This window comes from Rhodococcus sp. EPR-134, from assembly GCF_001647205.1.
In the GTDB taxonomy this organism is placed as follows: Bacteria; Actinomycetota; Actinomycetes; order Mycobacteriales; family Mycobacteriaceae; genus Rhodococcus_F; species Rhodococcus_F qingshengii.
On sequence record NZ_LVCT01000210.1, the window covers coordinates 1 to 13,367 of the forward strand.

16 protein-coding genes and 1 pseudogene are annotated in these 13,367 nt (G+C 63.4%); 8 read left to right on the forward strand and 9 right to left on the reverse strand.

Going from position 1 to position 13,367, the window contains the following annotated elements; all coding sequences use genetic code 11:
* The first annotated feature begins 51 nt into the window (after positions 1–51).
* Together A2J01_RS09530 and A2J01_RS09535 are read left to right on the forward strand one after the other, a co-directional pair.
* Entirely contained in the window at positions 52–1,314 is a 1,263-nt protein-coding gene (locus A2J01_RS09530; protein ID WP_003940901.1) for a fatty acid desaturase family protein, read from the forward strand.
* Positions 1,315–1,452: 138 nt separating this feature from the next.
* Positions 1,453–2,694, forward strand: a complete 1,242-nt coding sequence (locus tag A2J01_RS09535; RefSeq protein WP_064112592.1) for a fatty acid desaturase family protein — start codon at positions 1,453–1,455, stop codon at positions 2,692–2,694.
* Between the two features lie 98 nt (positions 2,695–2,792).
* Here A2J01_RS09535 and rsgA read toward each other — a convergent pair whose 3' ends face one another.
* Positions 2,793–3,830, reverse strand: a complete 1,038-nt coding sequence (gene rsgA / locus A2J01_RS09540; protein WP_037129054.1) for a ribosome small subunit-dependent GTPase A — start codon at positions 3,828–3,830, stop codon at positions 2,793–2,795.
* Positions 3,779–5,092, reverse strand: coding sequence for a 3-phosphoshikimate 1-carboxyvinyltransferase (gene aroA / locus A2J01_RS09545; RefSeq protein ID WP_064112593.1), 1,314 nt, complete (start codon positions 5,090–5,092; stop codon positions 3,779–3,781). The genes rsgA and aroA overlap by 52 nt, the downstream gene beginning before the upstream one ends.
* A 49-nt stretch (positions 5,093–5,141) precedes the next feature.
* Between aroA and A2J01_RS09550 the strand changes: the two genes are divergently transcribed.
* Positions 5,142–5,894, forward strand: coding sequence for an SOS response-associated peptidase (locus tag A2J01_RS09550; protein ID WP_064112594.1), 753 nt, complete (start codon positions 5,142–5,144; stop codon positions 5,892–5,894).
* 3 nt (positions 5,895–5,897) lie between these two features.
* Here A2J01_RS09550 and A2J01_RS09555 read toward each other — a convergent pair whose 3' ends face one another.
* Together A2J01_RS09555 and ybaK are read right to left on the reverse strand one after the other, a co-directional pair.
* Positions 5,898–6,611, reverse strand: a complete 714-nt coding sequence (locus A2J01_RS09555) for an SIMPL domain-containing protein (protein ID WP_064112595.1) — start codon at positions 6,609–6,611, stop codon at positions 5,898–5,900.
* Between the two features lie 24 nt (positions 6,612–6,635).
* Positions 6,636–7,130 (reverse strand): Cys-tRNA(Pro) deacylase, encoded by a 495-nt coding sequence (gene ybaK / locus A2J01_RS09560; protein ID WP_064112596.1) that lies wholly within the window; start codon positions 7,128–7,130, stop codon positions 6,636–6,638.
* Between the two features lie 207 nt (positions 7,131–7,337).
* Between ybaK and A2J01_RS09565 the strand changes: the two genes are divergently transcribed.
* Positions 7,338–8,036 (forward strand): sigma-70 family RNA polymerase sigma factor, encoded by a 699-nt coding sequence (locus A2J01_RS09565; RefSeq protein WP_003940776.1) that lies wholly within the window; start codon positions 7,338–7,340, stop codon positions 8,034–8,036.
* Positions 8,033–8,314 carry a mycothiol system anti-sigma-R factor gene (gene rsrA, locus A2J01_RS09570; protein ID WP_003940722.1) on the forward strand — a complete coding sequence of 94 codons (282 nt, stop codon included), beginning with the start codon at positions 8,033–8,035 and terminating at the stop codon, positions 8,312–8,314. The genes A2J01_RS09565 and rsrA overlap by 4 nt, the downstream gene beginning before the upstream one ends.
* Positions 8,315–8,416: 102 nt before the next feature.
* Here the strand turns inward: rsrA and A2J01_RS37430 are convergent, their stop codons facing one another.
* Positions 8,417–8,491 (reverse strand): 50S ribosomal protein bL37, encoded by a 75-nt coding sequence (locus A2J01_RS37430; RefSeq protein ID WP_022597109.1) that lies wholly within the window; start codon positions 8,489–8,491, stop codon positions 8,417–8,419.
* Positions 8,492–8,627: 136 nt separating this feature from the next.
* Here A2J01_RS37430 and A2J01_RS09575 point away from each other — a divergent pair, with 136 nt between their 5' ends.
* The gene (locus A2J01_RS09575) at positions 8,628–8,843 is read left to right on the forward strand and encodes a biotin/lipoyl-binding carrier protein (protein WP_064112597.1); all 216 of its coding nucleotides are present in this window, start codon (positions 8,628–8,630) and stop codon (positions 8,841–8,843) included.
* Between the two features lie 8 nt (positions 8,844–8,851).
* Entirely contained in the window at positions 8,852–10,354 is a 1,503-nt protein-coding gene (locus A2J01_RS09580) for a sensor histidine kinase (protein ID WP_003940890.1), read from the forward strand.
* A gap of 119 nt (positions 10,355–10,473) precedes the next feature.
* Here A2J01_RS09580 and A2J01_RS09585 read toward each other — a convergent pair whose 3' ends face one another.
* Together A2J01_RS09585 and A2J01_RS09590 are read right to left on the reverse strand one after the other, a co-directional pair.
* Entirely contained in the window at positions 10,474–10,728 is a 255-nt protein-coding gene (locus tag A2J01_RS09585; protein WP_003940950.1) for a WhiB family transcriptional regulator, read from the reverse strand.
* A gap of 255 nt (positions 10,729–10,983) precedes the next feature.
* Positions 10,984–11,940, reverse strand: a pseudogene (locus tag A2J01_RS09590) (diacylglycerol/lipid kinase family protein).
* A 41-nt stretch (positions 11,941–11,981) separates the two neighbouring features.
* Between A2J01_RS09590 and A2J01_RS09595 the strand changes: the two are divergent.
* On the forward strand, positions 11,982–12,452 hold the full coding sequence (locus A2J01_RS09595; protein ID WP_007731217.1) for a hypothetical protein: 471 nt from the start codon (positions 11,982–11,984) through the stop codon (positions 12,450–12,452).
* A 42-nt stretch (positions 12,453–12,494) separates the two neighbouring features.
* Here the strand turns inward: A2J01_RS09595 and A2J01_RS09600 are convergent, their stop codons facing one another.
* Positions 12,495–12,974, reverse strand: a complete 480-nt coding sequence (locus tag A2J01_RS09600) for a GNAT family N-acetyltransferase (protein ID WP_003940724.1) — start codon at positions 12,972–12,974, stop codon at positions 12,495–12,497.
* A gap of 17 nt (positions 12,975–12,991) precedes the next feature.
* A partial coding sequence (locus A2J01_RS09605) for a histidine phosphatase family protein (RefSeq protein ID WP_197494189.1) occupies positions 12,992–13,367 on the reverse strand: 376 nt, incomplete at its 5' end.

Below are 13,367 nucleotides of genomic sequence, written 5' to 3' on the forward strand. Positions count from 1 at the left end.
GCCGGCGACTGTACGCTGGACGCATAGCTTCTAGGCACACGGAGGACCACGGTGGCCATCACCGATATCAAAGAGTTTTCGCACCTCACCGAGGCCGATGTCGAAGCTCTCGGACGTGAACTCGATCAGATTCGACTCGACATCGAAGACTCTCGTGGGATCCGGGACGCCCGCTACATTCGTCGCGTCATTCGCGTCCAGCGGGCGTTGGAGCTCGGCGGGCGTATCGCATTGTTCGGCAGTCGGTACCGACCGGCATGGTTGGTCGGCACGACCCTGCTGAGCCTGTCGAAGATCATCGAGAACATGGAGCTCGGGCATAACGTCATGCACGGGCAATGGGACTGGATGAACGATCCCGAGATTCACTCCGTCTCGTGGGAGTGGGATCAGACCGGTCCTTCCGAGCATTGGAAGCGCGCCCACAACTACCAGCACCACACGTACACCAACGTCGTCGGTATGGACGAGGATCTCGGTTTCGGGATTCTGCGTATGACTCGTGACGAGCCGTGGAAGCCGATCAACCTCTTCCAGCCGATCGCCAACGTGATCTTGGCGGCCACGTTCGAGTGGGGCATCGCGCTGCACGACCTCACGGCGGCAGCCGAGTTGGAGGGCGCGGAAAAGGGGCAGCTGAACTCGCAGGCGAACAAAGACTTCGCGCGCAAGATCTTTCGTCAGGTGGGCAAGGACTTCATCTTGTTCCCGGCGCTGACGGGGCCGGCGTGGAAGTCGACCATGTCGGCCAATGCGACCGCGAACCTCGTGCGCAACCTGTGGGCGTACGTCGTCATCTTCTGTGGCCACTTCCCGGACGGTGCCGAGAAGTTCACGGTTGCCGAATTCGAGCAGGAGACTCGTCACGAGTGGTACCTGCGCCAGATGCTCGGTAGTGCGAACTTCAATTCCGGCAAGCTCATGGGACTCATGAGCGGCAATCTGAGCTACCAGATCGAGCACCACGTGTTTCCTGATCTGCCGAGCAACCGCTATCCCGAAATCGCTGTGAAGATGCGTGCATTGTGCGAGAAGTTCGATCTCCCGTACACCACCGGTTCGCTCTTCAAGCAGTATCTTCTGGCTCTGCGCACCATCCACAAGTTGGCTTTGCCGGACAAGTGGCTGACCGCAACCTCGGACAATGCTCCGGAAACGTCTTCGGAACTGCGGTTCCGCGACTCGGGATTCCGGGACGCAGCCATGGCGATGGTCGAGGACCTTCGTACCGATCCGATCACCGGTAAGCGTCTCGGTTTGTTGACCGCACTCAAGTCGCAGGCCCGTTCCCGCATGCCGAAGCGCCGGAAGTGATATAGGTTACATCGGGAAAAACCTAACCTACGGTGCCGTAAGTTACGCTACAGTAGGTGCAGTTGATCTGAACGATTCGAATCGATGATCGTTCTGCACTTACTACTTTGCGCCTAACTCACTGCTAGGAGGCTTTCCATGGCGATTGCAGATGTCAAGGAATACGCACATCTCACGGACGCCGACATCGAAGCGCTCGGCCGCGAACTCGACGCGATTCGTCGCGACATCGAGGAGTCGCGCGGCGAGAAGGATGCGCGGTACGTGCGCAACGTCATTCGTCTGCAGCGTTCGCTCGAAATCGGCGGCCGCGCAGTGCTTTTCGCCAGCCGTCGCCGTCCGGCGTGGCTCGCCGGAGTTGGCCTGCTGACGCTCTCGAAGATCATCGAGAACATGGAACTCGGGCACAACGTGATGCACGGGCAGTGGGACTGGATGAACGACCCGGAGATCCACTCCACCTCGTGGGAGTGGGACGTCACCGGCCCGTCTGCGCACTGGAAGCAGACCCACAACTACCTGCATCACAAGTACACCAACGTCCTCGGAATGGACGACGACGTCGGATACGGACTCCTCCGCGTCACCCGCGATCAGCGCTGGAAGCCCTTCAACGCCGGCAACCTGGTCTACAACACGCTGCTCGCGCTGTTCTTCGAGTACGGCATCGCCGCTCAGCACCTCGAGCTCGGCAAGGTGGCCAAGGGCCGCGCCGACAAGGAAGAGACGCAGCGCAAGCTCCGTGAGGTCGGCGAGAAGATCGGCAAGCAGGTCCTGCGCGACTACGTCATCTACCCGGCCATCACCGGCCCGGCGTGGCAGAGCACGTTGTCGGCCAACTTCACCGCCAACACTCTGCGGAACGTGTGGACCAACGCGGTCATCTTCTGCGGCCACTTCCCGGACGGTGCCGAGAAGTTCACCAAGGAAGACATCGACAAGGAAACGCAGGCTCAGTGGTACCTGCGTCAGATGCTCGGCAGCGCCAACATCGAGGGCAGCGCGCTCATGGACTTCATGACGGGCAACCTGAGCTACCAGATCGAGCACCACCTGTTCCCCGATCTGCCCAGCAACCGCTACAAGGACATCGCGGTCACGGTGCGTCAGCTCGCGGACAAGTACGACTTGCCGTACACGACGGGCCCGCTTGCCGTGCAGTACGCCAAGTCCTGGCGCACCATCGCCAAGCTGTCGCTGCCCAACAAGTACCTCAAGGACACCGTCGACAATGCGCCCGAGACGGCGTCGGAGCGGATGTTCGACGGCGAACTGACCTCGACTGTCGATCCCGTGACCGGGCGTCGCAGTGGCCTCAAGAGCGCCATCGCACGTAAGCGCAAGAGCGGAAAGCTGCGCAGCCTCCTCGGCCTGCGCTGATCGTCGACTGCGCTGACCGTAGACAGCAAGCGGCCCGACACCATTTGATGGTGTCGGGCCGCTTTGCTGTTCTCGCCCGGAACGTCGCTCGGGGGCGCTCAGTACTGATCGTTGGACTTGATCGCTTCCAGCAGTTGTCGCACAGCGACGACGCGTCGAGCTGATTTGCCCTCCAGTAGGTCGAGCTTGCATTCGGGATCTGCCGGCGGTCCGAGGTGCGTGCATCCGCGCGGGCAATCCTCGATCGCCGCAGCGAGATCCGAGAACGCCGCCACTACGTTCTCGGGCGAGATGTGCGCCAGACCGAACGAACGGATGCCCGGGGTGTCGATCACCCAGCCGCCACCGGCGAGAGGGAGTGCCACCGATTGCGTCGACGTGTGCCGGCCCTTGCCGACGCCGGATACGATGCCGACCGCTCGATTGGCATCGGGGACAAGGCGATTGACCAGTGTCGACTTTCCGACGCCGGAATGTCCGATCAGGGCGGTCAACTTGTGCTCGAGGATCTGCGTCAGTTCGTCCAGGGGATCGTCGCGACCGGCGACGACCACTTGGATGTCGAGGTCGGCAAACGTGCTCGCGAATTCCTCCGGCGGTTCGAGGTCGCTCTTGGTCAGGCAGACGATCGGCGTCAGGCCACCCACGTAGGCGGCGACCAGTGCGCGCTCGACGAAGCCGGTGCGCGGTGGGGGATCGGCGAGTGCCACGACGATGAGAAGCTGCTCCGCGTTCGCGACGACGATACGTTCGAAGGGATCGGTGTCGTCGGCGGTCCGTCGCAGAACCGTCGAACGCTCGGAGACCCGGACGATGCGCGCCAGGGTGTCGGTCTTGCCCGACAGATCGCCGACTATGTCCACCTGATCGCCGACGACGATGGGGGTTCGGCCAAGTTCGCGGGCGCGCATCGTGACGATCAGCCGGTCGGGATCGCCGCCGAGGACGCAACCCCAACGGCCACGATCCTTCGACACCACCATCCCCGATTCGGCCGAGAGATGTTCGGGCCGAGTCTTCGTACGGGGGCGGGATCCGCGCCCGGGGCGTACCCGGACGTCGGACTCGTCGTACTGCCGCGGACTCAGAAGCTTGCCTTCGGTGTCGCAGGCGAACTCTCGAGCATGTCGATCCACATGTTCTCGAAGCCCGGCAGTGTCTTGGCTGTGGTTCCGACATCGTCGACGTCGACGCCGTCGACGACCAGGCCGATGATGGCGCCGGCTGTTGCCATGCGGTGGTCGGCATACGCGAGCCATTGTCCGCCATGGAGTTCCGCGGGAACGATCGTCAAGCCGTCATCGGTTTCGGTGACGGAGCCGCCGAGTTTGTTGATCTCGTCGGCGAGGGCGGCGAGACGGTCTGTCTCGTGCCCGCGCAGGTGCGCGATTCCTCGTAGATGCGAGGTGCCCTCGGCGAGAGCGGCCAGGGTCGCCACGGTGGGGGTCAGCTCTCCCACGTCGTGGAGGTCGATGTCGATGCCGCGCAGTTTCTCCGGGCCGCGGACGGTCAGGACACCATCGGCGAGAGTGACGTCGGCCCCCATCGAGGCGAGGATCCCGCGGATCGCGTCGCCGGGTTGCGTCGTCGACGACGGCCACAACGGCACGCTGACGGTTCCGCCGGTAACAGCGGCAGCGGCCAGGAACGGTGTGGCGTTGGAGAGATCGGGTTCGATCGCCCAGTCCACGGCGCGCACCGGCCCCGGTGCCACACGCCAGGTGTCCGCGTCACCGCCCGTGGCTGGCGTCGTCACGGAAACTCCGGCCTCGCGGAGCATCTCGACGGTCATGTCGATGTGTGGCATGGACGGGACGGGCTTGCCGTCGTGATGGACGGTGACACCCTCTTCGAACGCAGCGGCCGAGAGCAGGAGACCGGAGACGAACTGCGACGAACCGGATGCATCGATGGTGACCGTCCCGCCGCGTAGGGATCCGGTTCCGGTGACGGTGAACGGGAGTGCGTCACCCTCGATCCGAGCGCCGAGACCGCGCAGTGCTTCCAAGATGGTGCCGAGCGGTCGTGTGCGTGCTTGCTCGTCGCCGTCGAAGTGGACGATGCCGTCGGCCATCGCGGCGAGTGGCGGCAGGAAGCGCATCACGGTGCCGGCCAGGCCGCAGTCGACCTCGCCGCCGCGCAGGGGTCCAGGGGTGATGCGAAGCGTGGTCGCATCACCGGCTTCCTCGACGCCGATGCCGAGGTCACGCAGAGCTGCGATCATCAGGTCGGCGTCACGGCTGCGGAGTGCACCGGTGATCGTGGACGGGCCATCCGCAAGTGCGGCCAGAATCAGAGCTCGATTGGTGATGGACTTGGATCCGGGCAGCGTCACCACTGCATCGACGGGTGCTTGGGCCCTCGGGGCGCTCCACAGACTCAGACTCACATGGTCCATCTTCTCTCATCGGTGGGGGAATGGTCGAAACCGTGCCACCCTGGGTGTCATGTGCGGAAGGTATGCGACCACAGCGGACCCGGCCACCCTGGCGGTGGAACTCGATGCGCTCGACGAGACCGACCACTCGGCGCCCGTCGAAGCCGATTACAACGTGGCCCCCACGACCGAGGTGTTGACCGTCGTCGAACGCCACGATCGGGAGAACCCCGACAGCGATCCGACCAAGAGGATTCGGCGGATGCGGTGGGGATTGGTGCCGTCGTGGACCAAGGAACTGGGCAAAGGTCCGGTCCTGTTCAACGCCCGCGCCGACTCGCTGGCGGAGAAGCCGGCGTTTCGGACCGCCTTCAAGTTCAAGCGTTGCCTGGTCCCCATGGACGGGTGGTACGAGTGGCAGACCGAGGCCACCGGCGGGAAAAAGGCAGCGAAGATTCCTTACTACATGCACCCCGACGACGGATCACGGCTGTTCATGGCGGGCGTGTGGTCTGCCTGGCGGGACCCGAGGGTCGAGAACGCGAGCCCCGTCCTGAGCTGCTCGATCGTCACAGTCGACTCTCTCGGTCACCTCGAGCAGGTTCACGACCGCATGCCCCTCGCCCTGCCTCGTGACCGCTGGGAGGCGTGGCTCGATCCCGACAACACCGTCGATTCGGCCCTGCTCGAGCCGGTACCGGACCTCTTCGAGCGGATCGAGGTCGATCGAGTCCGGCCGCTGGTCAACAGTGTCAAGAACAACGGACACGAGTTGATCGAGCCGGACGTCGACCGTGCCGGCGAGCAGATCAGCCTGCTCTAGTGGTCAGCCGAGAGCCCAGGTGACGGTCACTTCGAACGAGACCTGCTGGGTTCCCGGGGCGAGAACCATGTCGGACATCGAGGCGTCGGGAGCGCGCATGGTCTGACCGCCACTCGTGTCGTGTGCCTCGGTGATGGTCACGACGTTTTCGAGCGACGTCCCGGACAGATCCGCGTACTGCTCGGCACGGTTCTTCGCGTCCTCGAAGGCACGGGTGCGAGCGTCGGCCAGAAGCTGAGAGTCGTCGTCGATGGCGAATGCGACGTTACCGAGCCGTGCCGCGTTTCCGCCCGCCGCGATGCCGGCGTCCAGGACAGAAGAGGCCTTGTCGAGATCGCGGACGACGATCCGTACCGAGTTGGTCGCCCGGTAGCCGGTCACGTTGCCGCCGATGAACGGTCCACCACTGGCGTCGTACTGCGGCTGGACGGACAGATCGCTTGTCTGCACGTCCTCGGGGGCCACCCCGGCGGCGACTATCGCGTCGATCATCTGACGGGCCTTGTCATTCGACTCGGAGACCGCCCCCGATACGTCCGGGGCAACCACCTCGATGCCGATGTCGGCATTGAGGATGTCCGGCGCCCCGCGGACCTGCCCTGATCCGACTACCGTGACTTCCTTGGCGGCATTGTCCGAACTCCCGCAGGCCGTCAGCGAGACGGTGAGGGCTGCCGCTGCAGCGGTCAGTGCAAGAGTTTTCAGGTGTGGTTGCATGGTGAGACCGTAGCGACCGGATACTCAGCCCGCCGTGATTTGCGCCGTGACCGCGCCACTGAGCTGCGCGAGGTCCGTCGGAGCCAGCTCGATTTCGAGCCCGCGTCGACCGGCGCTGCAGAGAATGCGGTCCCAGTCGAGCGCCGACGCATCGATCACTGTCGGCAGTTTCTTGCGCTGGCCGAGCGGTGAGATACCGCCGAAGACGTAGCCGCTCGAGCGCTCGGCTTCGGCGCGATCGGCATTGACGGCTTTGCTCGCACCGAGGGCAGCGGCTGCAGCCTTGAGGGAGAGCTTGTCCGGGACCGGCAGAACCGCGACGGCGAGCTTGCCGGTGTCGAGTTTGACGACCAAGGTCTTGAAGATCTGTGCGGCCTCGACGCCTGTCGACTCTGCCAGTGCGGTGACCGCCTCGTCGCCGAAAGATTCCGCGCGAGGATCGTGGTCGTAGCTGTGGACGCGGTGCGGTGTCTTCGACTTGTCGAGAAGTACGGTCGCAGGGGTCGCTGTTCCGGCCATGAGGAACACCCTATGTGGATCGCCGACAGGTGCATCCGACCAGGCCGGGAACAGAGTCGCTGACTCCCGTGTTGGTACCAGTTGATGAAACTTGTCCCGAGAAGCGAAGGAGCGACCGTGCTGGCTGTGTGTGAGCCACCACCGGCCCGTGGGTCGGATCTTCAGTTGGCGGTAACCTTGATCCCTACGGCTAGTGAAGGGATCAGAGTGCTGGAACACGACCGGCCCAAGGACGAACCGTCAGGGGTAGCTGAACCTATCGACGGCGCAGTGTCCGAAACGCCCGAAACTCCGGATGAGTTGATTGCCCGGTTCGAGCGCGACGCGCTCCCGCTGCTCGACCAGTTGTACGGCGCTGCCTTGCGTATGACGCGGAATCCCGCTGATGCCGAGGATCTCGTGCAGGAGACGTACGTCAAGGCGTACACCGCTTTCCGTTCGTTCCGTGCCGGTACCAACCTGAAAGCCTGGCTGTACCGGATTCTCACGAACACCTACATCAACTCGTACCGCAAGAAGCAGCGCCAACCCGCGCAGTATCCGACGGACGAGATCACCGACTGGCAGTTGGCCGCCACCGCCGAGCACACCTCGACGGGGCTGCGATCGGCCGAGGTGGAGGCGCTCGACGCGTTGCCAGACGACGACATCAAGGCGGCGCTGCAGTCGCTTCCCGAGGAATTCCGTATGGCCGTGTACTACGCCGATGTCGAAGGATTCCCGTACAAGGAGATCGCGGAGATCATGGGCACACCCATCGGAACGGTGATGTCGCGACTGCACCGTGGTCGCAAGCAATTGCGTGGTCTTTTGGCCGATGTCGCAAAAGACCGGGGATTCAATCGGGACGGCGCGGTCGACACAGCCACAGTCGCAGCCAGCGAGACGGAAGGTGTCACACGATGAGTGAGCAGGACGAATTCGAAAGGCTCGACTGCTCGGCAGTCATCGCCGACGTCTGGTTGATGCTCGACGGTGAATGCGACGATTCGAGTCGTGCTCGCCTGCAGCGTCATATCGACGATTGTGGATCGTGCCTGGAGGCCTACGGGATCGAGGAGAAGGTCAAGAGCCTGATCAATCGTAAGTGCGGTGGGGACCACGCGCCGGAAAGCCTGCGTCAGCGGCTCACCGTCGAGTTGCGTCGGACCATCGTCATAACGACTACCGAAACCGACAGCTAGCCCGTCAGCGAAGATCTGAGCGGCAGCAGTCGGAAGGCAGTAACGCCGAGGGGCGGGGAAGCAATGCTTCCCCGCCCCTCGGACGTTTTGTTGCGCTACATGTCAGGCGTTTGGACGCTTGCCATGGTTAGCGGCGTTGCCCTTACGGCTGCGCTTCTTACGACCACGCTTACCCATGATTGGTCTCCCTTCTGTTTCTTTCGCGTCATTGTTTCACGCCGATGCCGGTGTGGTTCCATTGGCAGGTCGATCGAGTGATCCGTCGACGTATTTTCGTGGTCAGAGTGCAGTTCCGACAGAAGTGAGGTTCACGATGTCAGAAGACGTGCGCGCCGAGATGGTTTCGACGGTCTACCAGGTCGTCGTGAGCGAGGGAGACGTCGTTGCGGACGGCGACACCCTGGTCATCCTCGAATCCATGAAGATGGAGATTCCCGTCCTGGCCGAGGTTCCGGGAACGGTGACGACGGTGGGCGTCAAGGTCGGCGACGTGATTCAGCAAGGCGATCTGATCGCCGTGATCTCCTAAGCCGGACGATGTCCACTCTCAGTGACCTCCTCGCCGAACACACCGATCTTCCCGGTGCGGCGGTCGACCATCTCCAGCGCGTCGTGGGGGAGTGGCAACTGCTCGCCGACCTCTCCTTTGCCGACGTTCTCTTGTGGGTGGGCACCGAATCGGAGAAGAACCGATCCGAGGGGACGGTCATCTGCGTCGCGCATTGCCGGCCGACAACGGCATCGACGGCTTTTCCGGAGGATGCGGTCGGAACGGTCGTTTCCGAGTCCGAGCACCCGCAGGTTCTTCGCGCTCTCGTGGAGGGCCGCGTCGTGCGCGGGGAAGACGAGACGTGGCGTGAAGGAATGCCGCCGCGTCGGGAAGCCGTTCCGGTGCGTCTGGACGGGCGAGTCATCGCGGTTCTGAGCCGCGACACCAACCTGTCGCACCAGCGAGCGCAGAGTCCGCTCGAACTCGCGTATCTCGATTGCGCCGAAGACCTGTGTCAGATGATCAGCGACGGAACCTTCCCGATCCGAGAATCGCGCTCCGACACGAACTCGAGCCCACGTGCGGGCGACGGCTTCATCCGTCTCGATACCGAAGGCACAGTCGTCTATGCCAGCCCGAACGCGCTCTCGGCCTATCACCGGATGGGTCTGAGTTCGGATCTGGTGGGCCAAGACCTCGCAGCGCTGACCCGTTCGTTGGTCACCGACCCGTTCGAGTCTCAGGAAGCTGCGGGATACATCCGAGATACGTTGGCGGACAAGCCCGGTCGCCGCATGGAGATCGAGGCGCGCGGGGCGACCGTTCTGCTGCGGGCCCTGGTTCTCAAGCCTGGCGGCCGGCATGTCGGTGCTGCGGTCGTCGTCCGCGACGTCACCGAGGTCAAGCGTCGTGATCGCGCTCTCCTGAGCAAGGACGCAACCATCCGCGAGATTCACCATCGAGTGAAGAACAATCTGCAAACCGTCGCGGCGCTTCTGCGTCTACAGGCCAGGCGAACCGGCAACGACGAAGCGCGACAAGCGTTGACAGAGTCGGTGAGGCGCGTGACGTCCATCGCCCTCGTTCACGACACCTTGTCGATGTCGGTGGACGAAGAGGTGGATCTCGACGAGGTGATCGACCGGTTGGTTCCCATGCTCTCCGATGTCGCGGGAGTAGGTGTGCCGGTGACGATTCGGCGTGAGGGCAGTTTCGGAGTGTTCTCCGCCGAGCGCGCCACCCCGCTGGTCATGGTGCTGACGGAGTTGGTGCAGAACGCGATCGAGCACGCTTTCGATCCGGGTGTGACCGGCACGGTCACACTCAGTGCCGAGCGTTCTGCACGCTGGTTGGACGTGATCATCCACGACAACGGGCGCGGACTGCCGGAGAACTTCGACCTCGAGAAGTCCGATCGGCTCGGACTCCAGATCGTGCGGACTTTGCTGGGCGCCGAACTCGGTGGCTCGCTCGGACTGCACCCGGGAAGCGGAGGCGGTACCGACGCGGTTCTGCGTGTGCCGCTCGGTAGACGTTCTGCGCGTTACTGATTCGAGCAGCGTTAGCGATTCGGGCAGACAAAAAGCCCGGCACCATGTGGTGCCGGGCTGTCGTCTTCGACTGTGCAGAGGGGCTGTTCTCCGCCGCGAGTCGAACGTCTCGGTTTTACCTAGACGGAAGTGCGTGCACGGGTACGTGCGTTACGACGCTTGAGTGCGCGACGCTCGTCTTCGCTCATTCCGCCCCAGACGCCTGCATCCTGGCCGGACTCGAGAGCCCACGACAGGCACTCGGCGGTGACGGGGCAGCGGTTGCAGACAACCTTGGCATCAGCGATCTGAGCGAGGGCCGGTCCGCTGTTTCCCACGGGGAAGAACAGTTCGGGATCCTCGTCGCGACAGATTGCGTTGTGGCGCCAGTCCATCTTTTTTCGCTCCTTAATTGGGTGTGTATTCACACCATTTGGTACCAATGAGTTTGTGTGTGCGTCATCAATGTTTCCGCACTGTTACTTGTGAATGCTTTCACGAACTCGCGGTATGTCAATAGGTTTGAACAGGTTCGTGGGCCAACTCACTAATTTGTGACACACCTGACGGCCACCTGGGCGTCACCGGCATTTTACCCGATTTCGACCTTTTGGCACCAGAGTTTTTGCAGGTCAAACGTGTTGCCTGACTCACGTCGTAATCGGTGCGAACACTTCCAGTGCATCCGGGACCGAGGTGAATTCGACCTTTTCACGAAGTCCGATGTAGTCGCCGTCCATCTGGAGTCCGATCGGTCGCGACGATTCGATGGTGATTGTCGGGACGTCGTCGGTGCGTAAGAGGACCTTCGATTTCGGCTCCGCGCCGCGTGCGAGTAGTTGCCGCACAACCCGCAGGGACGGCAGAACTTTGGTGCTCGTCATGGCGAAGATGCCGAGTCCACTGTCGAAGGTCGTTCCCGGATTGGTGTGGACGGGACGCTATTCCAGATATGTCCACGGGCTCGAGTTCGAGACGAATGCGTAGTGGACTCCGGAGACGGGATCCTGATCGGGAAGGTGGACGGTCAGCGCTGGTTCGGCTCGCTTGGCACGGAAGAACGCCGCGATCGCGGTTCGGACATACCGGGCGGGTGTGGCGGCGTCACCGTTCTTACGGCTGGCGTCGACGGCCTCGCACACATCGGCGTCGAGGCCCATTCCGGCGTTGAACGTGAACCAACGGTTGTCGCAGTGTGCGAGCCCGATTCGGCGCCTGGTCCGTTCGGAGAGGAGGTCGACGAGTTGGTTCGTGGCGTCGATCGGGTCGGCGGCAATACCGAGTGAGCGCGCGAAAACGTTTGCCGAGCCTCCCGGGACGACAGCGATCGTCGGGATCGGACCGACCGGAACCGATTTCATCGACGCGGGATGCGGTGACCCGAGCAGTCCGTTGACCACTTCGTTGACCGTGCCGTCGCCACCGTGGACGATCACCGAGCCGAAGCCGTCTTCGTGGGCTTCGCGCGCCAGTTCGGCGGCATGACCCCGATGTGTGGTGTGCGCCACAGTAAGTCGCACCCGACTCTCGAGGGCGTGTGCCAACAGGTCACGACCGGCAGCGGTGGTGGAGGTGGCATTGGGGTTGACGATCAGCAGTGCGCGCACGGGGCATGAGCCTATCCGGTGTCGTGTTCTAGGCTGGCCTCGTGCCGAATACCGCCAGTCCGAACGCCCTGCCCAAGACAGTCACATGGGCAGGTGCCCTCGTGACGCTTCAAGGGCTGGTTGCCGCCGGGTTCGCGATCGTCGCAGTGATTCGCGGTGCAACCGGCCACGATCAGAGCGTCACCAACGGATACGGATTTGCCGCGTGGGTCGCGATCCTCGGCGGCGCGGTGTTGGCTGCCGGTATCGCTTTGCTGACGGGCCGCCGGTGGGGCCGGGCCATCGCCGTCGTCGCGCAGTTGCTGCTCCTGCCGGTCGCCTGGTCGCTCCTGACCGATTCGCATCAGGTGCCGCTCGGCATCGTTCTGGGTGTCGTCGTTCTCGGCGCTCTGGGCTGCCTGTTCTCGGCTCCGACGTCTCGATGGATGGCAGCGGAGTACGGAGCGTACGCAGACGAGGTGTCGCCGGAAGAGGGACGCCCGGACGAGACCGACGAGCCGCGGGACAAGTAGGACGGAACGCCTACGCTGCTTCAGACCTACTCAGCTTCCGCTCTACTCAGCTTCGGCGGCGAGAGCTCCGAGGTGAGTACCGGTCAGGCGATACGTGGTCCACTCCGTCTTCGCGTCGGCGCCGAGTGACTCGTAGAACTTGATCGAGGGGGTGTTCCAGTTGAGCACCGACCAGGACAGCCGGGTGTAGTCGTTGTCGGTGCACTCCTTGGCGAGTGCGGCCAGAAGAGCCTTCCCGTGGCCTGATCCGCGCTGACTGGGCTTGACGTAGAGGTCTTCGAGGTAGATACCGTGGGCGCCGTCCCACGTCGAGAAATTGCGAAACCACAACGCCATGCCGACGACGTCGTCGGCCGAATTCACAGCGACGTGCGCGAAGGCCGTCGCGGCCGGCCCGAACAAAGCCTCGCCGATCTGTTCCGCCTTCACGGTGCACTCGTCGAGGGCCTTCTGGTAGTCGGCCAACTCGTAGATCATGTCTGTGATCGGCTGGACGTCTGCGGGCGTGGCGCGTCGGATCATAGGGAGAATCTTAGGCCTCAAGCCTCGACGAGCGGCGGCACGTTGTGATGGACGAGGTGGGTGGCGCCATGCTCGTAACCGAGAACCGAGTATGCGCCGGGGGACAAGGCGAAACGCTTTCCTTCCGTCACCGGGAGCTCGAGCCAGCGGGCGATGAGTGCGCGTGAGAAGTGGCCGTGCCCGATCAGGATCACGTCGCGTTCGGGTAGTTGCGAACGCACCATCGACAGCACCATGTCGGTGCGGGCGTGGATCTGATCGGCCTGCTCGCCGCCGGGGCACGGGTGCGTCCAGACGGTCCAATCGGGCACCGTTGCGCGGATCTCGGGCGTCGTGAGGCCTTCGTAATCGCCGTAGTCCCATTCGGACAGTGCATCCCAGGTTCGCTCTTCC

Bases quoted from the DNA above. Each gene is read 5' to 3' on its own strand.
- A2J01_RS09535 (WP_064112592.1), top strand. From the start codon at position 1,453: ATGGCGATTGCAGATGTCAAGGAATACGCACATCTCACGGACGCCGAC.
- aroA (WP_064112593.1), bottom strand. From the start codon at position 5,092: ATGGACCATGTGAGTCTGAGTCTGTGGAGCGCCCCGAGGGCCCAAGCA.
- A2J01_RS09550 (WP_064112594.1), top strand. From the start codon at position 5,142: ATGTGCGGAAGGTATGCGACCACAGCGGACCCGGCCACCCTGGCGGTG.
- A2J01_RS09555 (WP_064112595.1), bottom strand. From the start codon at position 6,611: ATGCAACCACACCTGAAAACTCTTGCACTGACCGCTGCAGCGGCAGCC.
- ybaK (WP_064112596.1), bottom strand. From the start codon at position 7,130: ATGGCCGGAACAGCGACCCCTGCGACCGTACTTCTCGACAAGTCGAAG.
- rsrA (WP_003940722.1), top strand. From the start codon at position 8,033: ATGAGTGAGCAGGACGAATTCGAAAGGCTCGACTGCTCGGCAGTCATC.
- A2J01_RS09575 (WP_064112597.1), top strand. From the start codon at position 8,628: ATGTCAGAAGACGTGCGCGCCGAGATGGTTTCGACGGTCTACCAGGTC.
- A2J01_RS09580 (WP_003940890.1), top strand. From the start codon at position 8,852: ATGTCCACTCTCAGTGACCTCCTCGCCGAACACACCGATCTTCCCGGT.
- A2J01_RS09585 (WP_003940950.1), bottom strand. From the start codon at position 10,728: ATGGACTGGCGCCACAACGCAATCTGTCGCGACGAGGATCCCGAACTG.
- A2J01_RS09600 (WP_003940724.1), bottom strand. From the start codon at position 12,974: ATGATCCGACGCGCCACGCCCGCAGACGTCCAGCCGATCACAGACATG.